The 19,433-nt window shown below is 48.2% G+C and carries 22 protein-coding genes and 1 other RNA gene; 15 read left to right on the top strand and 8 right to left on the bottom strand.

The window, feature by feature from the left end; genetic code table 11:
- Positions 1-2 precede the first annotated feature (2 nt).
- Genes AS006_RS03310 through AS006_RS03300 form a run of 3 tightly spaced genes read left to right on the top strand, consistent with a single transcriptional unit; the run spans position 3 to position 3,217 of the window.
- Positions 3-515 (top strand): metal-dependent transcriptional regulator, encoded by a 513-nt coding sequence (locus AS006_RS03310; RefSeq protein ID WP_101512951.1) that lies wholly within the window; start codon positions 3-5, stop codon positions 513-515.
- Position 516: 1 nt separating this feature from the next.
- The gene (locus AS006_RS03305) at positions 517-1,446 is read left to right on the top strand and encodes an SDR family oxidoreductase (protein WP_101512950.1); all 930 of its coding nucleotides are present in this window, start codon (positions 517-519) and stop codon (positions 1,444-1,446) included.
- Positions 1,418-3,217 (top strand): AAA family ATPase, encoded by a 1,800-nt coding sequence (locus AS006_RS03300; RefSeq protein WP_101512949.1) that lies wholly within the window; start codon positions 1,418-1,420, stop codon positions 3,215-3,217. The genes AS006_RS03305 and AS006_RS03300 overlap by 29 nt, the downstream gene beginning before the upstream one ends.
- Before the next feature lie 182 nt (positions 3,218-3,399).
- Here AS006_RS03300 and groL read toward each other — a convergent pair whose 3' ends face one another.
- The 3 genes from groL to ssrA all read right to left on the bottom strand — a co-directional run bounded on the left by groL (position 3,400) and on the right by ssrA (position 5,865).
- On the bottom strand, positions 3,400-5,016 hold the full coding sequence (gene groL, locus AS006_RS03295) for a chaperonin GroEL (RefSeq protein ID WP_101512948.1): 1,617 nt from the start codon (positions 5,014-5,016) through the stop codon (positions 3,400-3,402).
- A 14-nt stretch (positions 5,017-5,030) separates the two neighbouring features.
- On the bottom strand, positions 5,031-5,306 hold the full coding sequence (gene groES / locus AS006_RS03290; RefSeq protein ID WP_101512947.1) for a co-chaperone GroES: 276 nt from the start codon (positions 5,304-5,306) through the stop codon (positions 5,031-5,033).
- Positions 5,307-5,508: 202 nt separating this feature from the next.
- Positions 5,509-5,865: a transfer-messenger RNA gene (ssrA, locus tag AS006_RS03285) on the bottom strand.
- Positions 5,866-5,981: 116 nt separating this feature from the next.
- Between ssrA and AS006_RS03280 the strand changes: the two genes are divergently transcribed.
- From AS006_RS03280 to AS006_RS03240, 9 genes are read left to right on the top strand one after another with little or no spacing between them, the layout of a single operon-like run.
- Positions 5,982-7,019, top strand: a complete 1,038-nt coding sequence (locus AS006_RS03280; protein ID WP_101512946.1) for an ABC transporter permease — start codon at positions 5,982-5,984, stop codon at positions 7,017-7,019.
- A gap of 13 nt (positions 7,020-7,032) precedes the next feature.
- Positions 7,033-7,974 carry an ABC transporter permease gene (locus tag AS006_RS03275; RefSeq protein WP_101512945.1) on the top strand — a complete coding sequence of 314 codons (942 nt, stop codon included), beginning with the start codon at positions 7,033-7,035 and terminating at the stop codon, positions 7,972-7,974.
- 12 nt (positions 7,975-7,986) lie between these two features.
- On the top strand, positions 7,987-8,988 hold the full coding sequence (locus AS006_RS03270) for an ABC transporter ATP-binding protein (protein WP_199167336.1): 1,002 nt from the start codon (positions 7,987-7,989) through the stop codon (positions 8,986-8,988).
- A gap of 3 nt (positions 8,989-8,991) precedes the next feature.
- Positions 8,992-10,146, top strand: a complete 1,155-nt coding sequence (locus AS006_RS03265; protein WP_101512944.1) for an ABC transporter ATP-binding protein — start codon at positions 8,992-8,994, stop codon at positions 10,144-10,146.
- Complete coding sequence (locus AS006_RS03260) at positions 10,143-10,634, top strand: hypothetical protein (protein ID WP_101512943.1); 492 nt, start codon at positions 10,143-10,145, stop codon at positions 10,632-10,634. The genes AS006_RS03265 and AS006_RS03260 overlap by 4 nt, the downstream gene beginning before the upstream one ends.
- Before the next feature lie 12 nt (positions 10,635-10,646).
- Entirely contained in the window at positions 10,647-11,639 is a 993-nt protein-coding gene (locus tag AS006_RS03255) for an ABC transporter ATP-binding protein (protein WP_199167334.1), read from the top strand.
- Entirely contained in the window at positions 11,623-12,471 is an 849-nt protein-coding gene (locus tag AS006_RS03250) for a VIT1/CCC1 transporter family protein (protein WP_101512941.1), read from the top strand. The genes AS006_RS03255 and AS006_RS03250 overlap by 17 nt, the downstream gene beginning before the upstream one ends.
- Positions 12,472-12,484: 13 nt before the next feature.
- The gene (locus AS006_RS03245; RefSeq protein WP_101512940.1) at positions 12,485-13,045 is read left to right on the top strand and encodes a PolC-type DNA polymerase III; all 561 of its coding nucleotides are present in this window, start codon (positions 12,485-12,487) and stop codon (positions 13,043-13,045) included.
- Positions 13,046-13,049: 4 nt separating this feature from the next.
- Positions 13,050-14,306, top strand: coding sequence for a PhoH family protein (locus tag AS006_RS03240; RefSeq protein ID WP_101512939.1), 1,257 nt, complete (start codon positions 13,050-13,052; stop codon positions 14,304-14,306).
- Here the strand turns inward: AS006_RS03240 and scpB are convergent.
- The 3 genes from scpB to trpS are packed head-to-tail and all read right to left on the bottom strand — an operon-like array spanning position 14,271 to position 16,437.
- A complete protein-coding gene (gene scpB, locus AS006_RS03235) occupies positions 14,271-14,774 on the bottom strand; it encodes an SMC-Scp complex subunit ScpB (protein ID WP_101512938.1) in 504 nt (167 codons plus the stop codon). The two genes, AS006_RS03240 and scpB, sit on opposite strands and share 36 nt — an antisense overlap.
- Complete coding sequence (locus AS006_RS03230) at positions 14,764-15,441, bottom strand: ScpA family protein (RefSeq protein ID WP_101512937.1); 678 nt, start codon at positions 15,439-15,441, stop codon at positions 14,764-14,766. Before AS006_RS03230 ends, scpB begins: the two co-directional genes overlap by 11 nt.
- 9 nt (positions 15,442-15,450) lie before the next feature.
- Positions 15,451-16,437 (bottom strand): tryptophan--tRNA ligase, encoded by a 987-nt coding sequence (trpS, locus tag AS006_RS03225; protein ID WP_101512936.1) that lies wholly within the window; start codon positions 16,435-16,437, stop codon positions 15,451-15,453.
- 55 nt (positions 16,438-16,492) lie between these two features.
- On the opposite strand from trpS, the gene AS006_RS03220 reads away from it, so the two are divergent.
- From AS006_RS03220 to AS006_RS03210, 3 genes are read left to right on the top strand one after another with little or no spacing between them, the layout of a single operon-like run.
- Positions 16,493-17,098, top strand: a complete 606-nt coding sequence (locus AS006_RS03220) for a DUF4897 domain-containing protein (protein WP_199167332.1) — start codon at positions 16,493-16,495, stop codon at positions 17,096-17,098.
- Positions 17,070-17,804: an NAD-dependent protein deacylase gene (locus AS006_RS03215; protein WP_101512934.1), complete on the top strand. Its 735-nt coding sequence runs from the start codon at positions 17,070-17,072 to the stop codon at positions 17,802-17,804. The genes AS006_RS03220 and AS006_RS03215 overlap by 29 nt, the downstream gene beginning before the upstream one ends.
- A complete protein-coding gene (locus AS006_RS03210; protein ID WP_101512933.1) occupies positions 17,801-18,289 on the top strand; it encodes a DUF6115 domain-containing protein in 489 nt (162 codons plus the stop codon). The genes AS006_RS03215 and AS006_RS03210 overlap by 4 nt, the downstream gene beginning before the upstream one ends.
- Here AS006_RS03210 and prmC read toward each other — a convergent pair.
- Entirely contained in the window at positions 18,270-19,118 is an 849-nt protein-coding gene (gene prmC / locus AS006_RS03205) for a peptide chain release factor N(5)-glutamine methyltransferase (RefSeq protein WP_101512932.1), read from the bottom strand. The two genes, AS006_RS03210 and prmC, sit on opposite strands and share 20 nt — an antisense overlap.
- Positions 19,067-19,375, bottom strand: a complete 309-nt coding sequence (locus tag AS006_RS03200; RefSeq protein WP_199167330.1) for a metal-sulfur cluster assembly factor — start codon at positions 19,373-19,375, stop codon at positions 19,067-19,069. The genes prmC and AS006_RS03200 overlap by 52 nt, the downstream gene beginning before the upstream one ends.
- Positions 19,376-19,433 lie beyond the last annotated feature (58 nt).

Raw genomic sequence — 19,433 nt, 5'->3', positions numbered from 1 at the left:
AAATGCCTAGAGGAAGAAAGAAAACACTGACACCTGCTCTTGAAGACTACCTTTCCGTGATTCAGGAGATACTCCAGAACCAACCTGCGGCGAGGGTGAGTGTTATAGCGAGGAAGATGGGTGTCAGTCTTCCCAGTGTGACAAACGCCATGAAAAGGCTTGCGGAACTCGGATACGTGGAGTACGAAAAGTACGGTTACATCACCCTTACAGAAAAGGGTAAAAGAAAGGCAAGATCTCTTAGAGGATCCCAGAATCGGCTGAGAAACTTCTTTTTCTACGTAATGGGTATCCCCTCTCCAACGGCTGAGAAACTGGCGCGACACTTCTCCCACTTCCTGGATGCTCGCACAAGAAGCAGGTTCAAAAAGTTCTATGACATCATGGTGAACTTTGACGAGAGCAGGGTGCAGGAACTGAAAGAATTTCTCGAAGAAAGTAAAAGAATCGTGAACGTCCAAGAAATTCCAGAGGAAGCGAAGAAGATAGAGGAGGAAGAAGAGGAGGAAGCATAACATGAACGTTTTGGTGACTGGTGGTGCGGGATTCATCGGTTCACATGTGGTAGACAGATTGATAGAGAAAGGTTATGGTGTCATTGTGATAGACAACCTGTCATCCGGGAAAGTCCAAAACCTCAACAGAAACGCCCTGTTTTACGAGCAAAGCATAGAAGATGAAGAGATGATGGAGCGTATCTTCTCGTTGCACAAACCCGAATATGTGTTTCACCTTGCTGCTCAAGCGAGTGTGTCCATCTCCGTGAAGGAACCAACAAGAGACGCAAAAACGAACATCCTTGGCTCTCTTGTACTCCTCGAGAAATCCGTAAAGTATGGAGTGAAGAAGTTCATATTCTCCTCCACCGGTGGGGCGATCTACGGCGAAAACGTGAAAGTTTTCCCCACACCAGAAACAGAAATCCCCCATCCCATATCACCCTACGGTATAGCAAAGTACAGTGTGGAGATGTATCTGGATTTCTTTGCGAGAGAGTACGGATTGAAATACACCGTCCTCAGGTACGCCAACGTTTACGGTCCAAGACAGGATCCCCACGGTGAAGCCGGGGTCGTTGCTATTTTCACTGAGAGAATGCTGAAGGGAGAGGAAGTTCACATATTCGGAGACGGAGAATACGTGAGAGATTACATTTACGTCGATGATGTGGTCGAGGCAAATCTTCTTGCCATGGAGAAAGGAGACAACGACGTGTTCAACATCGGAACGGGAAGAGGAACCACCGTGAACGAACTCTTCAACATGCTGAAAGAAATCACCGGTTACAACAGAGAGCCTGTCTACAAACCTCCAAGAAAGGGCGACGTGAGAAAGAGTATCCTCGACTGGACAAAGGCGAAGGAAAAACTCGGATGGGAACCGAAGGTTTCTCTTGAGGAGGGTCTGAAGTTCACCGTTGAGTATTTCAGAAAAGCCATTGACTGAACTGCTAAGACCCAGAGATTTCGATGACTTTTCTGGACAGGATCATCTGTTCGGTGAAGACGGGATCCTGAGAAGGACTCTGAAAACAGGCGGCATGTTTTCTGCCATACTGTATGGACCACCGGGGTCTGGGAAGACCTCGGTTTTTTCGTTGCTGAAAAGGTATTTCAACGGAGAGGTCGTTTATTTGAGTTCCACCGTCCACGGAGTATCCGAGATAAAAAGCGTACTCAAAAGGGGAGAACAGCTGAAAAGATACGGAAAGAAACTCCTTCTGTTCCTCGATGAAATACACAGGTTGAACAAAAACCAGCAGGCAGTTCTGGTCACACATGTGGAAAGGGGAGACATCATCCTCGTTGCAACCACGACGGAGAACCCCAGTTTTGCTGTTATCCCCGCCCTCCTTTCAAGGTGTAAGATACTCTACTTCAAGCCACTCTCAGAAAACGACCTTCTTAAAATCGTCGAAAAGGCCGTGGAGAAACTCGGCATGAAACTGAGTCAAGATGTGAAAAAGGCAATTGTAAGAAACGCTGAAGGAGACGCTAGAAGATTGCTGAACACCCTCGAGATCGTTCACCAGGTGTTCAAAGACAAAGAGGTGACCATAGAAGATCTAAAAACCCTTTTCGGAAAGAGTGTGAGTTACTCAAAGGAGGAACATTACGACTTTGCGTCTGCTTTCATAAAGAGTATGAGAGGGAGCGATCCGAACGCTGCCGTTTATTATCTTGTGAAGATGATAGAGATGGGAGAAGATCCTAGATTCATCGCTCGAAGGATGATCATATTCGCGAGTGAAGATGTGGGACTGGCAGATCCAAATGCACTGACTCTGGCTGTCTCCACCGCTTTTGCCGTTGAACATGTGGGACTGCCAGAGTGTTTGATGAACCTGGTGGAGTGTGTCATTTACCTTTCTCTTGCTCCAAAGAGCAACTCGGTCTATCTTGCCATGAAAAAGGCACAGGAGCTTCCGGTGGAAGAAGTGCCACTCTTTCTGAGAAATCCCGTAACGGAGGAGATGAAGGAAAGAGGTTACGGAAGAGGATACCTCTATCCGCACGATTTTGGAGGATTCGTCAGGGTTGATTACCTTCCAGAGAGGCTGAAAAACGAGGTAATATTTTCTCCGAAAGGAACTGGATTTGAGAGTGAACTGCTTGAAAGGTTAAAACACCTCTGGCCCGAAAAGTACGGGGGTGATGGTATGTCTGAAATCAGAAAAGAGCAACAGTACAGAGGCAGAAAGATACTGGTTGTGAAAGGCGACATCACAAAAGAAGAAGTCGATGCGATAGTGAACGCCGCCAACGAATATCTGAAGCACGGCGGAGGAGTCGCAGGTGCGATTGTAAGAGCGGGTGGAAGTGTGATACAGGAAGAAAGCGACAGGATAGTGAGAGAGCGAGGTAAAGTGCTCACGGGAGAGGCCGTAGTGACGGGAGCGGGAAATCTCAAAGCCAGGTATGTGATCCACGCGGTGGGACCTGTCTGGAAAGGTGGGAACTATGGAGAAGATGAACTGCTGTACAGAGCAGTTTACAACGCTCTTCTCAGAGCCCACGAACTCAAACTGAGGAACGTTTCAATGCCTGCCATCAGTACCGGCATCTTCGGATTTCCGAAGGAAAGAGCGGTCAAGATCTTCGAGAAAGCGATCAGAGATTTCATCGACCATCATCCGGACACATCCCTCGAAGAGATCAGAATATGTAACATCGATGAAGAAACGACCAGAGTGTTCGAAGAGAACCTGAAGATCTGAAAACAAAAGGGGCCATCGGGCCCCTTTTTAAAGACCTCAGAGGAAGTATTGAACCAACTCAAACGATTTCTTGGATCTGATACCGGCAAAATCGCCATACCTGAAAGGGGATATTGATACTTTCATTGTATCACAAACTGGATAAAAAACAAAGGGGGCGTCCGCCCCCCAATTGTGTTTCATCAGTACTCTTCAGGCAAAGACGGTGTTTCTTTCTTTTCCTCGGGTTTTTCGACCACCAGCACTTCCGTTGTCAGAAGCATTCCCGCGATGGATGCTGCGTTCTGGAGAGCACTCCTTGTGACCTTTGCAGGATCTATGATTCCCTTCTCAAACATGTTTCCAAATTCGCCCCTCAGAGCGTCGAAACCGTAAGCCGGATCATCGCTAGCAAGGATTTTTTCTATGATTACAGCTCCATCGTATCCAGCGTTCTCCGCAATCTGTCTGATCGGTGCAGAGAGGGCTTTGTAGACGATCTGTGCTCCTATCTTCTCGTCACCATCGAGCTCTTCGAGGAGTTTTTCTACGGCTTTTCTGGATCTCAGGAGAGTGACTCCTCCACCGGGAACGATTCCCTCTTCTACGGCAGCCCTAGTTGCGCTCAGAGCGTCTTCGATTCTGTGTTTCTTTTCCTTGAGTTCTGTTTCGGTGGCGGCTCCAACTTTTATGACGGCGACTCCACCGGCGAGTTTGGCCATTCTCTCCTGGAGCGTTTCTTTTTCGTACTCAGATGTGGTTTCTTCTATCTGAGCCTTGATCTGTGCGATTCTCTTCTTGATCGCTTCGGGATCTCCTTTTCCTCCGATGATGATGGTCTCGTCTTTCTTGACTCTCACAAGGTCAGCCCTTCCAAGGTCCTCGAGTGTGAGGTCTTCAAGGTTGATTCCGAGTTCTTCACTTGCAACTTGTCCACCGGTGAGAATGGCTATATCCTGGAGCATAGCCTTTCTTCTTTCACCGAATCCAGGTGCTTTTACCGCACAGGACTGAAGCGTTCCCTTGAGTTTGTTGAGAACGAGTGTGGTCAGAGCCTCACCTTCGACGTCCTCGGCGATGACAAGAAGCGGTCTTCCCGTCTGAGCAACTTTCTCGAGAATCGGTATCAGAGGCTTCACAGCGCTGAGTTTCCTGTCGGTGATAAGGATGAAAGGTTCTTTCAAAACGACTTCCATCTTCTCTGCATCCGTCACAAAGTATGGTGAGATGTATCCCCTGTCGAACTGCATTCCTTCGGTGAACTCAACATAGGTCTCGAGTGTCTTGGAGTCTTCAACTGTGATGACACCGTCTTCTCCAACTTTGTCCATGGCCTCGGCGATGAGTTCTCCTATTTCAGGGCTGTTGGCGGAAATCGCTGCAACATGAGCGATGTCTTCCCTTCCAGAGAGTTTCTTGGAGAGCTTTTTGATTTCCTCGACGGCCCTTTCAACGGCCTTGTCTATTCCTCTTTTGAGCAGGATCGGATTCGCCCCGGCTGCAACGTTCTTGAGGCCTTCTTTGATCATCGCCTGTGCGAGAACCGTTGCCGTTGTCGTACCGTCTCCGGCGACATCGTTCGTCTTGGAGGCAACCTCCTTCACGAGCTGAGCACCGAGGTTTTCGAATTTATCCTCGAGTTCGATTTCCTTTGCTATAGAAACACCGTCGTTCGTTATGGTTGGAGATCCCCAGGATTTCTCAATGACAACGTTTCTTCCCTTCGGTCCAAGAGTTATCTTCACAGCGTTTGCGACCTTGTCCACACCTCTTTCGAGAGCCCTTCTTGCTTCCTCGTTGAACTTCAGAAGCTTCGGCATATCTCACACCTCCCTCACTCTTCGATTTTCGCAAGTATATCGTTCACATCGATGATGATGTAATCTTCATCATCGATCTTTATTTCCGTACCGGCGTACTTGGAGAAGATCACTTTATCTCCTACCTTGATATCGAACTTCTCTTCATCTTCGATCTTTCCCACCGCAACGACCTCGGCTTTCATGGGTTTTTCTTTTGCCGAATCTGGAAGCACTATTCCTCCTTCGGTCTTTTTCTCCTCCTTGATGGGTTTGATCAGCAACCTTTCACCGAGAGGTTTCACCTTCATGCTTCATCCCTCCTTCGGAAATTTTTTAGCACTCTCGACTTTTGACTGCTAATATAAATATACAACTTTTTCCATGCGACTTCAAGCGCTGTGATTTAAGGAAAAACAACAAAAAAATTACGATATAATTAAACCAAAGATAAAAAATGTCTAAAACCACGTTTCAAAATTTAAGGGGGTGCTTTCGGCACCCCCTTTTGTCTGGTGGAGGCGGGGGGATTCGAACCCCCGTCCGAAGATGGAGGCCCCTGGGCTTCTCCGAGCGCAGCCCGTGTTTTATGTCTCGGGAATGACTCCCCACGGGCAGGGCGTCACTTCCCACAGCCTTCCTGAAACTTCCCGATCCGGGCCGGAAGGCGGAGCCCAGATCGGTAGGCTGGATTCCTCACGCCCTCTTCCGGAGCCCAGCCAACCCCGGAGAGGACGGCCGCCTATCTATTAGGCGGCAACAGCAACAGGTTCGTTGGCACTTATTCGTGTTCCCACCTTTTTTACGAGGAGGTGGGGACCTCGGCTCGCTTCCCAGGGGACTCCATCCCCGTCGAACCCGTTCGCCCCCTGGTCTCAACCGAAATTATTATACCACGTCTCATTGACTCTGCTCTCCTCAGAAAGGTTCAGATTATTGTATAATCATATGAAGGCATCAGGAAAATCGACCAGGAGGTGTACCCTGTGGCAGCATACGTTATACGAAGGTTGCTTCTGCTTCCCCTGATACTCCTCGGTGTAACGTTCATCGTGTTTTCCATGATCCAGTCACTTGGACCTGACAAACTGCTGGCCGCTTATGTGAATCCGAACATGCTCGACAAACTGACACCAGAGCAGATGGACGCATTGAAAGAAAAGTACGGACTGAACAACTTCTTCGTGATCCGGTACGGCAAATGGCTTCTCAACACCTTGAAGGGAGATCTTGGTTGGTCTCTTGTGGGAAAAGAACCCGTGAAAGACGCCCTTTTGAAGAGATTGCCGTACACGATTGAACTCGCACTTTACGCCATTTTCCCGGTTATATTCATTGGAATCTGGCTGGGTGTGAAAGCCGCCGTACACAGGGGCAAATTCCTGGACCATTTCATAAGGATATTCGCCGTTGTGGGATGGTCCTTTCCGGATTTTGTTTTTGGACTGCTTGTTTTGATGATCTTCTACAGCATTCTGAACTGGCTCCCTCCGGGAAATCTCAGCTTATGGGCTGAAGAAGTGATCAGATCTCCTGAATTTCATCGTTACACGAAACTCATCACGGTCGATGCCCTGTTGAACGGAAGACTCGACGTTTTCTGGGACGGCCTGAAACACCTCATAGGTCCCATCATAACACTCTCCTGGCTCTGGTGGGCGTATCTTTTGAGGATCACAAGATCCAGTATGCTGGAGGTTTTGAACAAAGAATACGTGAGAACGGCCAGAGCGAAGGGCCTTCCAGAAGACGTGGTCATAAACAAGCACGCCAAGAGAAATGCTCTCATTCCCGTTACCACGGTAGCCGGCGGTATGGTGATAGGGTTGTTCTCTGGAACGGTGATCGTGGAGACAGTTTTCAACAGGACGGGTGTGGGAAGCTTCACGGCACAGGCGGCACTCCAACTCGACTACGCGTCCGTCATGGCTTCTGCTCTGTTCTTCTCCACGATCCTGGTGATAGGAAATCTCATTATAGACATCCTGTACGCTCTCATAGATCCCAGAATAAGACTCGGATGAGAGGTGAAATGGCGTGAATCAGGAGTTGAAGAGAATCCTGAAGAGATTTTTCAAAGATCCATCTGCTGTGCTCGGACTTTCTCTGGTTCTTTTTTTCACGGTGGTGGCCATTCTGGCGCCCGTTATCGCACCACCCGTTCATCCTCTCACGAGGATGAAACTACCAGATCCCTATTTGATGCCCGTTGTGAGCTGGGATCAGAGCCCTCAGCCTCCGACTTCAAAAGAAGACGCCATAGCGAAAAATCCCAACAGAGAACCTATACGAGGTGTGGATTATCATCCGTTCGGTGTCATAGGTGGAAGGGACATATTCTACGGAGTTGTCTGGGGAACGAGGACGGCCTTCAAAATAGGGATAATAGTCACCCTAGCCAGGCTTCTGATAGGAATCCTGATAGGGTCCATCTCCGGATACTTTGGAGGATGGATAGATGAACTTCTCATGAGGATCACCGACGTATTCCTTTCAATCCCGTTTCTCATAGCCGCCGTTGTTCTTACGACGGTGCTTGGAACGGGCCTGGACAAGGTCATGATAGCGATGATCGTATTCGGCTGGATGGGCGCCGCAAGGCTAATAAGAGGAAACATACTGCAGGTGAGAGAAGAACAGTACGTTCTCGCAGCGAAGGCAATCGGTGTACCGGACTTTCTCATCATACTAAAACACGTGCTTCCAAACTCCATTTTCCCTGTTCTGATCTGGGCATCCATGAACATGGGATCCCTTGTGATAACGGCCGCTGTGCTCAGCTTCCTTGGCCTTGGAGCCCCTCAGGGATACGCAGACTGGGGGTCCATCCTCAGCTACTCCAGAGACTGGATGATGGAGATCGGAAAACACTGGTACGCTCTTGTCTATCCGGGAACCGCTATGGTGCTGTTCGTGCTCGGATGGAACCTGCTGGGAGATGCACTGAGAGATGCATTCGACCCAAGGCTCAAACTCTAAGGAGGGATCGAGTTGAAAGAACCTTTGCTTCGAGTGGAAAATCTCAAGACCTACTTCTATACAGAAGATGGTGTTGTTAAGGCCGTTGATGGTGTCTCCTTCGATGTGTTCGAAGGGGAAACCCTTGGGATCGTTGGAGAGTCAGGAAGTGGAAAGAGCGTGACTTCTCTTTCCATAATGAGACTTCTGGATCAAAACGGAAGGATAGAGGATGGGAAGATCGTTTTCAAAGGGAAAAACTTTCTTGAACTTTCAGAGAGTGAGATGAGGAAGATACGAGGAAAAGAAATCGCCATGATCTTCCAGGAACCCATGGTGGCCTTGAATCCCGTCTTCACCATAGGAGACCAGATAATGGAGGCGATCATGCTTCATCAGAATGTCTCGGAGAAAGAGGCACGGAAGATGGCGATAGACATGCTGAGAAAAGTGGGAATCCCCGAACCCGAGAAGAGGGTCGACGAGTACCCTCACCAACTGTCCGGCGGTATGAGACAACGTGCTATGATTGCCATGGCCCTCTCCTGCAGACCAAGCCTTTTGATAGCAGACGAACCAACAACCGCGCTGGACGTCACCATCCAGGCTCAGATCCTCGAACTCATGAAGGAACTTCAGAGAGAGTACGGAATGGCGATCATTCTGATCACCCACGACATGGGTGTCGTTGCGGAGATGTCCGACAAGGTTGCCGTTATGTACGCCGGAAAAGTGGTTGAGTACGGTGATGCGAAGACCATTTTCAACGAACCGAAACACCCGTACACTTATGCGCTCCTCGAGTCCACTCCGAGAATCGATATAGATCAGGAAAGGTTGAAGAGTATTCCAGGAAACGTCCCGGATCCTCTCAACTTCCCCACGGGGTGTAAGTTCCATCCAAGGTGTGAGTTCTTCGTGAAAGGAAAGTGTGATGTTGAAGAACCAGAACTGGAAGATATCGGAAACCACAGGGTCAGATGCTTCTTCTGGCAGAAACTCGATGAGATCAGACGTACAAAAAGCGAGGTGTGAGACGTGAGCAAAGAAATCGTGAGAGTAGAAAACCTCGTGAAATACTTCCCCATAAGGGCTGGTGTTTTCAAGAGGATCGTCGGATGGGTCAAAGCGGTGGATGGTGTGAGTTTCAGTATAAACGAGGGTGAAACTTTTGGATTGGTGGGAGAGTCAGGATGTGGCAAAACAACGGTTGGAATGACCCTTTTGAGACTGTACGAGCCAACATCGGGGCGAATAATCGTTGATGGAGAAGACACAACTTACTACTTCATGAGCCGGTCCAGGGCAAAGGACTACATAAGAAAGACTTATGTGGAAAGGTTCAAAAAGATGAAAGAAGATGACATAGAAAAGCTCGATGGAGTGGACAAAAAGTACGCCCACCTTTTCTTCGAAGAGGCGAAGGCCTCACCGAAGAAGTTCATGGCTCTCCTTCTCGATGATCTGAAGGAGAAAAGGAGAAAGTTCAGAAGAGAAATGCAGATTGTCTTCCAGGATCCGTACAGTTCCTTGAATCCGAGACTGAGGGTGAGGAGCATTGTGAGAGAAGGAATTGTCACTCACAGACTCGCACGCGGTAAAGAAGTGGAAGAAAGGGTCAAAGAGATCCTCGAAGACGTTGGCATTCCCTCTGCCTACATCTACAGGTTCCCCCACGAGTTCTCCGGGGGTCAAAGGCAGAGAATAGGCATTGCGAGGGCTCTTGCACTGGAACCAAAACTCGTTGTGGCAGACGAAGCAGTGGCAGCCCTCGACGTCTCCATAAGGAGCCAGATCATAAACCTCATGGAGGACCTTCAGAGAGAACACAAACTGACCTACATCTTCATCTCTCACGACCTTGCCGTCGTGAAGCACATCAGCGATCGAATCGGCGTGATGTACCTCGGAAAGATAGTAGAACTCGCTCCAAAAAAGGCCTTGTTTGAGAATCCTCTGCATCCATACACCGTGGCCCTGATGTCGGCGATACCGATACCCGATCCAAACAAAAAGAGAAAGAGAATTATACTGAAAGGAGATGTGCCGAGTCCGATAAATCCTCCTTCTGGATGCCGATTCCACCCAAGGTGCCCCATTGCAAAGGACGTTTGTGCCAGGGAAGAACCCCCCCTTCGGGAAATCGAAGGAGGGCACTTCGTCGCTTGTCATTTCCCGGGTGAGTTGCGATGAAAAGACACTGGTTCATTCTGCTTTCAATAGCGATCGTTATATTGCTTTTCAGGGTCAAGTGGGATGTGAAGAAAATCTACGTGAAAGATTACGAGATTAAAGAAATGGTGGAAAAGATCCTGACAGAGAAATACTACAGGTTCTCTTTTGTGGACAACGAAGAAAACACCTTGGTGATAGAGAAAGACAGGGTGATCCTGCCACCAAACGACATAGTCCTGCACCTAGACTGGAGCGAAGAAAAGAAGGAAAAGGCAAGGAGACTGGCTGAATCTCTGTTTCAGGAAGAAGTTGCTCTTTCGGCCACCGAAACAAAAATCGCCACAGAGGATGTGATACTGGAAAGGGCACTGGACAGCTTTTTCAGAGGAGATAGTTCTTTCTTCGAGAACGGATATTACTGTGGAGATATCTATCTGTTTCTCAAAGATGAGTGTGTTGCAAGGTACGATCCAAAAACAGAGGAACTCGTCCTTTTTGGTCCTTAGGAGGTGAAGACTTTGGCAGCACTTCTTGAGGTGAGGAACCTGAGCACGTGGTTCTACATGGAAGAGGGCATAGTCAAGGCCGTGAACGATGTGAGCTTTTCTTTGAACTCCAACGAAGTGCTTGGAATCGTCGGAGAAACAGGCTCTGGAAAGAGCGTGACGGTAAAATCCATCATGCGTCTCATAAAACCTCCGGGAAAGATCGTGAGTGGAGAGGTACTCTACAGAGGACAGGACATTCTGAAGATCTCCGAAAAAGATATGCACAGAATTCGTGGGAAGGAAATCGCTATGATCTTCCAGGATCCGATGATGTCTTTAAACCCTCTCTATACAATCGGTGATCAGCTCATGGAAACGATCAAGTATCATCTGGGATACGACAAAAGAAGGGCCTATCTCAGAGCCGTTGAAATGCTGGAACTCGTTGGGATACCCGAGCCAGAAAAGAGAATGAACAACTATCCCTTCGAGTTTTCCGGCGGTATGAGACAGAGGGTGGTCATAGCGATCGCTCTGTCCTGCAACCCCAGTGTACTCATAGCGGACGAGCCAACAACCGCGCTGGATGTCACCATCCAGGCTCAGATCCTCGAACTCATGAAAGAACTGCAGAAAGAGTTCAAAACGGGTCTTCTGTTCATCACGCATGACCTCGGTGTGATCGCGTCCATGGCGGACAGGATCATGGTGATGTACGGTGGAAGACAGATGGAGATAGGAACGTCCGATCAGATCTTCTATTCTCCACGACATCCATACACGAAGATGCTTCTGAAAAGTGTGCCAAGAGTTGATAAAAGGTTGGAAAAACTCGAATCCATACCCGGCCAACCCCCCAGGATGGTGGACATACCACCCGTGTGCCCCTTCTTGCCACGATGTCCAAGGAGGGTCGACAGATGTTTAGCCGAGCTGCCAGAGCTCGTTGAGATAGAAGAAAATCACTTCGTGAGGTGTTTCAATCCCGTCGAGGAGGAAGTGAGCGTTGAAGGAAATACTTGAGTTTCAGAGGAAAGAGATCACAGAGTATCACGTTTACAGGAAACTGGCAAAGAAAAGTTCTGGAAAGAACGCAGAGATCCTTCTTTCCATATCCGAAGATGAAAAAAGGCACTACGAGATATTCAGAAAGATCACAGGGAAAGAGACAAAGCCATCGATACTTCTAGTCTTCTGGTACATCCTGCTTGCCACCCTGTTTGGTCTTACCTTTGCCCTGAAACTCATGGAGAGAAACGAGAAAAAGGCTGAAAAAGCCTACGAGAAGATAGACATTCCCGTAGTGGTCAAGATCATGAAAGACGAAGAGAAGCACGAAGAAGAAATCCTGAACATGCTCGACGAGGAGCGCCTGAACTACGTCAGTTCCATGGTTCTTGGCCTCAACGATGCCTTGGTTGAGTTGACAGGAGCACTTGCGGGGCTCACATTCGCCTTTCAGAACACCAAGATAGTGGGGCTTTCTGGCCTGATAACGGGCATAGCAGCCGCCTTCTCCATGGCCGCCTCTGAGTATCTCTCCCAGAGAGCAGAAGAACAAACCGGGAAAACCAGTCCTCTGAAGGCCGCACTGTACACAGGTATTGCCTACATGGTCACCGTGGCAATACTGGTGGCTCCCTTTATCGTTCTGAAAAATCCCTTCGTGGCTCTGGTTTTCACCCTGGTCGGTGCCACTCTTGTTGTCCTTTTCTTCACCTTCTTCGTTTCTGTGGTCAAGGAGAAGAAATTCGGCAGTTACTTTCTGGAGATGTTCCTTCTCAGTTTTGGTGTTGCCGCTTTCTCTTTCTTGGTTGGGGTGATTGCCCGCAGGATCTTTGGAATCGAAGTATGAGGAGTGTTAGGCAATGATATGGAACGACATTATTTTCTGCGTCGTGGACACAGAAACCACCGGAACAGATCCCTTTGGTGGGGACCGAATCATCGAGATAGCCGCTGTTCCCGTATTCAAAGGAAAGATCTTTTCGAACAGGGCGTTTCACTCTCTGGTGAATCCCCACGTTAGAATACCCGCCCTGATACAGAAAGTACACGGAATCAGCAACGAAGAGGTGGAAGAGGCCCCCGATATGGGAACGGTTTATGAACGTTTCAGAGACTACGTGAAAGGAACCGTCCTCGTCTTCCACAACGCCAACTTCGATCTCACGTTCCTCGATATGATGGCAAAAGAAACCAGAAACTTTCCACTGACGAACGCCTACATAGACACACTGGACATCTCCCAGGAGGTCTTCGGAAGACCGCATTCACTGAAGTGGCTCTGCGAAAAACTGGGAATAAGAGATAGGATAGAACACAGGGCACTCTCCGATGCCCTGGTGACGGCAAAGGTTTTTGTTCGGCTCGTGAAATTGCTTGGCGAACACAAGGTGGACGATTTTATACGAAAGAAATGGGGGTAAGACAATGGTGAAGAACTACGTCCTCGACACGAACGTTCTGATCCACGATCCGGATTCCATATTCTCCTTTGAAGACAACAACGTCATCGTTCCCCTTCCAGTCCTGGAAGAACTAGACAAACTGAAGAGAGAACACGGCAGCGTGGGTAAGAACGCCCGTGAGGTGATAAGACGTCTGGATGAACTAAGAAGGAAGGGAAACCTCAGAAAGGGAGTGCCTCTGGAGAACGGAGGAGTGTTGCGTGTTCATGTGCTGGAAAGGGAAGTGGAAGGAGCACCCCACTTTCTCCATGAAAGGTACATGGACAACATCATTCTCTCGTACGTACTGGACCTCATCAACAGGGAGAAAATTCCTACTATTCTCGTCAGCAAAGACATAAACCTCCGTGTGAAGGCAGACTCCCTCGGTATACCTGCCCAGGATTATCTCACTGACAGATCGGAACTGGAAACCATGCCGAAAGGCTACGTAGAACTCCACGATGAAGACCTCAAAAGAGCGTTGAAAAACAAAGAAGTGGTCGAAAAAGATCTGGATCTCCTCGACAACTTCTACATCGATCTGGGGGAACTTTACGGGAAATACAGAAAAGGAAGAATCTTTCGCGTTAAACCCTTCGAGATAATGGGAATATCTCCTAGAAACAGAGAACAGATCTTTTCCATGGATGCACTCCTGGACGATGAGATTCCACTCGTGTTCCTTGTGGGAATAGCGGGAACGGGAAAGACCCTCTTGGCCCTCGCAGTCGGTCTTTACAAGGTCCTGGTGGAAAAACGATACAGAAAACTGATCGTGACTCGCCCCACGGTTCCCATGGGACGGGATGTGGGCTACCTTCCGGGAGAATTGGAAAAGAAGATGAAACCCTGGCTGCAACCGATCATGGATAACCTGGAACTGATCTCGTCCCTCTCTGGCCTGAAGATCAAAGAACTGGAAAAACAGGATCTTCTGGAGGTAGAAGCCCTTTCCTTTATCAGGGGAAGAACGATTCCGAAGCAGTTCATCATCATAGACGAGGCACAGAACCTCACCCCGCACGAGGTGAAAACGATTCTCACACGCGTTGGAGAGGATACAAAGATCGTTCTGGTCGGTGATCCGTACCAGATAGACACACCTTATCTGGACAAGGATACGAACGGACTGGTCTACGCAGCCCTTAGACTTCTCGAATCGGATCTTTCCGCCGTTATAAAACTGGAGAAAGGAGAAAGATCAAGGCTGGCCACCATCGCCGCTGAGCTTCTGTGAAACTTCCTTCAGCATTTCGTCCAGCATGGCACTCTCAACGAAAGAGGGAGAAAGCTGGTACAGAAAGCCTCTTCCGTGTCGTTTCTTACGGACCACTCCCATCTTCTGAAGGGAAGACAGAACGTTCGACGAATCCTTCCCCCTGAACGCGTCTATCTCGCTCTTTGGCAGTGGTCCGGAAAGAAGAAGCAGCGCCACAACTTCCATCTGTGATTCGGTGAGGTTTCTGTACTTTCGTCTGGACATTCTGGAAACAAGATCCGCGTACTCGGGCTTCGTGTAAAACCGATACTTTCCCCCAACCTCTCTCAGAGCAACTCCGTGTTCTGGCTTTTCGTACTCTTTGACCAGCTCTTCGAGTATCTCCTTCACCTTTTCTTCGCTTGTTTCGAGGACCTTCGCCAGTTTCTCCGGTGATACACCGCTTGATGCGAACAGTAAGGCCTCAATGGCAGCTTTAAGATGCATGGACGAACCTCCTGATCTTCATGTCTTCGAGAAGAACGAGTTTTCCGATCTTCACAAGTTCCAGGATGGCAAGCAACCTCACTATGAGTTCATAAACACCCTTTGCCCTGGAAAGTAAGGAAAAGATTTCTTCTTCCTCTTCTATCTCTTCCAGAATCTTTTCCATCATGTCCTCCACAGAGAAAACCTCACTACTCACACGATGGACGGACTCACGGAGGGCCTCTTCCTTCCAGATGCGCTCCAGGATCTCTCTGAACTTCTCCAGCCTTTCTATCTTTTCAAAGAAGGGTATTTTCAACCGAACGGGTTTTCTTTTCAAAAGGGATGGTTCTTTTTTTAACCTCTGGACGATCTCTTTCACCTTTGAATACTCTTCCAGTTTTCTGTACAACTCCTCACGTTTTCTTTCCACTTCTTCCTTTTCTTCTTCTTTCACCCTAGGGATGAGGAGTTTGGATTTCAGTTCCATGAGGGTGGACGCCATCTCCAGAAAATCCGACGTGATCTTCATGTCCAGTCTCTTCATGTGTTCCAGATATTCGACGAATTCATCCGCAAGTTGAGATATGGGAACCTGTCTGATGTCCACCTTCTTTTTCCTCACAAGATAGAGTAGAAGATCAAGAGGGCCCTCGAAAACAGGAAGCCTGAAAACAAGTTCCATATTTTCACCTCAGAACATGAGATTCATCGCCTTTCTCACTTCCTCCATGGTTTGCCTGGCCACTTCCCTGGCCCTTTTCGTTCCTTCAAGAATCACATCGTCCACATAGCGTGGATCTTCGTCTATTCTGGAGAAATTCTCCCAGATCGGTATCAGTTTCTTCTTCATGTTCTTCAAAAGAAGCCTTTTGCAGTCAACACACCCTATTTTGGCCGTTGTACAACCCTCCCAGACCCATTTGCTCTCCTCTTCACTGATGTCGAACGCCTGGTGGTACCTCCAGACAGGACAGTTCTCAGGATTTCCCGGGTCTGTTCTTCTCACTCTGGCAGGATCTGTCATCATTCTCAGAATGGTTCTTTCCAGTTCGATCTCTGAGATTTCAAGGTTTATGATGTTTCCGTAACTTTTGCTCATCTTCCTTCCATCCGTTCCCGGAAGTTTGGGTACCCTGGAGAGGATGGCATCCGGTTCGGGAAACACCTCTGCGTACAGGTGGTTGAATCTTCTTGCGATCTCCCTTGTGAGCTCTATGTGGTAAACCTGGTCCTCACCGACCGGTACTCCTTCGGCCTTGTATATCAGAATATCTGCCGCCTGAAGAACAGGGTATATGAGGAATCCTGCGGTAGAAAGGTCCTTGTAATTGAGTTCTTTCTTTATTTCTTTGTAGGTGGGAATTCTCTCAAGACGTGACACAGAGACTATCATACTGAACAGAAGTGCAAGTTCTGCGTGCTCTTTCACACCGGACTGGACAAACACCACGGACTTTTCAGGATCTATTCCGCAGGCGAGAAACCCTCTCACCAGATCCCGGGTGTACTCTTTCAGCCGGGAAACATCGTCGTAGTGAGTCGTCAAGGCATGCCAGTCAGCTACGAAATAGAAACATTCGTTTCCCTCTTCCTGAAGTCTCACCCAGTTTTCCAAAGCCCCCACCAGGTGACCTATGTGAAGTTTTCCCGTTGGTCTCATACCGCTCAGGATTCTCAACTTTTATCCCTCCGCTTTCTGTGGTAACATTAATTAAAAAAGGAGAGTGAGAGCGTTGAGTTCAAAAACCATCTACATCTTACTCATCATCATGGTAGTCTTCATGCTTGTGGAGTTTCTGTTTTTCTTTCTGGGAGGACGAGCTCCCTTTGAAATAGTATACTACAAGAGCACGATGGAGTACGATTATTCTGGAAATGCGACGTTCACCACGAACGCGAAGCTGTATTTCAAAGACGAAAAGAAAAAGGAAGAGTACAGGGCAAACTACGCCTCCGCCTCCAAAGAGGGACTGAACGAGTATTTCTCTCAGGTCAGCAAAGAGGTCGGAAGAGAGATAATTCCACTGGATTACAAGGTGAGCGTTAGCGACTCTGGAGGCATGCTCGAGGTCACAGAGACCACCTTTCTGAAGGGCGCTGCCCAGTTGAACGGTGATGTTCTGGACACGAGTATGGGAAGTCTCACACTGAACGTGCCAGGAGAGACAGAGATCGTTATGAAGCTGCCAGAAGACGCCACGGTGATATCGATCTTCCCCACTCCAACCGAGAGGGAAAACAACATTCTGATATGGAGACCAAAAGAGCCTATGAGATTTCCAAGCGTCATCTTCAAGCAGGTGACAGAGAATGAAGGAGTTTCTGAAACTTCTGAATGAATCCAGACTCACGGTTGTGCTCACAGGAGCCGGAATAAGTACTCCAAGTGGTATTCCCGACTTCAGAGGACCACAGGGTATATACAGAAAGTACCCGCAGAACGTCTTCGATATAGACTTCTTCTACTCTCACCCCGAAAAATTCTATGAATTCGCAAAAGAGGGTATCTTCCCGATGCTGGACGCAAATCCAAACCCTGCACACGTTCTGCTGGCAAAACTGGAAGAGCGGGGGCTCATAGAGGCCGTCATCACACAGAACATAGACAGACTCCATCAAAAAGCAGGAAGCAGAAAGGTCGTAGAACTTCACGGAAACGTTGAAGAGTACTATTGCACAAAATGTGGAAAAGAATACACGGTGAAAGACGTTATGAAGAAACTCGAAAAAGCCAGCGTTCCAAGGTGCGACGATTGTTCAGGTTTGATCAGACCGAACATCGTGTTCTTTGGAGAGGCGTTACCTCAGAACGCCCTGAACGAGGCAATCCGTCTTTCATCGAAAGCCGGTTTGATGATCGTGATGGGATCTTCTTTGGTCGTGTATCCGGCTGCCGAACTTCCCCTCATAACCGTTCGCGGTGGAGGAAAACTGGTCATCGTGAACATGGGAGAAACTCCGCTTGATGGCCTGGCCACTCTGAAGTACAATAAGGATGTTGTCGAGTTCGCCAACAATGTGATGAAAGAGGGAGGAATTTCATGAGCTTTCTCGACTACCTTGTTGTCTTATCGACACTGGGCACGGTGGTTTTTTCATGGACCTACCTTCTCCTTGGAAGAGAAAACGGACAGAGAGAACTGGACAGAGAGGAAATCGAAGAGAGAATAATGGAACTCATGGGAAAGTTCCGCTACATGTCTGCAAACAGGTTGGAACTACTTGAGAGAAAAACCCAGGAGATCAGAAGACTCATATCAGAAGCGAACACCGTCATGTCGAAGTTGATGGTGAAGATGTCGGAGATGGAACGACTGGAACTTCCCAAAACGGAGATCACTGAGGAGAAGAAAGAAGAACAAAAACTACAAAAAGAATCTGAGGATACGGAAAAGGACTTTGGAATAGAAAAAAAGATCGTTTCCATGTACGACAGAGGATTTTCCGAGATAGACATCGCCAAAAAACTCGGTATCACAGTGGGAGAGGTCAGACTGATCCTGCAGCTTTTCAAGAGAAACGTCGGTTGAGGTAAAGGAAACGGTACCTGCCCGATGTGTCTTTGAGAAAGGATGCGTCTGGTAATATGGTTTTCAACTTTTCCACCTGATCCTCCCCTATCTCCATGAGAATGATCTTTCCTTCTGTGTTGTACCTTCTGAAGAACGCTCTATAGAAGTCAAGTCCGTCTTTGCCCGCAAAGAGGGCTTCCGAAGGCTCGAAAAGAACGTCTCGCGGGAGTATGGCATTCTTCTTCACATAGGGAGGATTGGAAAGAATCATCTCTATTTTCCCATAGTCTTTTTCGAATGGTTCCAGAAACCTTCCACGTTTCACCACAAATCGATCCAGAACGCCGTGTCTTTTTGCGTTCTTCAGTGAGATTTCCACCGCTTTTTCAGAAACGTCCGTTGCAAAAACGGTTACCCCAGAAAATTTCGCAACACTCACTCCGATCGCACCACTTCCGGTTCCTACATCGGCAACTACCCTTAAACTGTATCTTTTGATCAGGTCGAGTGCCATTTCAACGAGTTCTTCCGTTTCTGGTCTTGGAATGAATACACCCTCTTCCACGAAAAAAGGAAGTCCCATGAACTCTTTCTCTCCAAGGATGTAATGGAGAGGATATCCGCTTGCTCTCTTTTCCACCAGTTCTTTGACGATATTCTTTTCTTTTTCCGAAACGATGATGTCTTTTGCGATAACGTCTTCTTTTCTCGCTCCGAGAACCTTTACCACTATCAGGATGGTCTCCAGAACAGGGTTTTCCGTCACATCCCTCAGTTTGGGTGAGAGTTCTCTGATCAGATCCCAAACTTTTCTCTCAACTCCGGTGACATTCTTTCTGGTGTCCATGGCGGATCGAAAGTGAGCTCCACCTCCACGTTTCCAACGCCCTCTATCTTTTTTATGGCCTCTTCCGCGTCGGAGAGGATCATACCCGCCAGAGGGCACATGGGAGTTGTCATCGTCATGAGCACCTTCACGTTGTTCTGTTCATCGATCTGGATATCGTACACCAGGCCAAGACTCACCACGTCCAGTCCCAATTCAAAATCTATCACGTTTTTCAGAGCGTTCAGAACGTCTTCTTTCGTCACCTTTTTTGGCATACACATCCCTCCCGGTTCCATTATACTATGATACAATTAAAATTAGAAGAACCGAATT

This window comes from Thermotoga sp. SG1, assembly GCF_002865985.1.
Classification (GTDB): Bacteria; Thermotogota; Thermotogae; order Thermotogales; family Thermotogaceae; genus Thermotoga.
This window is presented reverse-complemented; position numbering and strand designations above follow the sequence as displayed.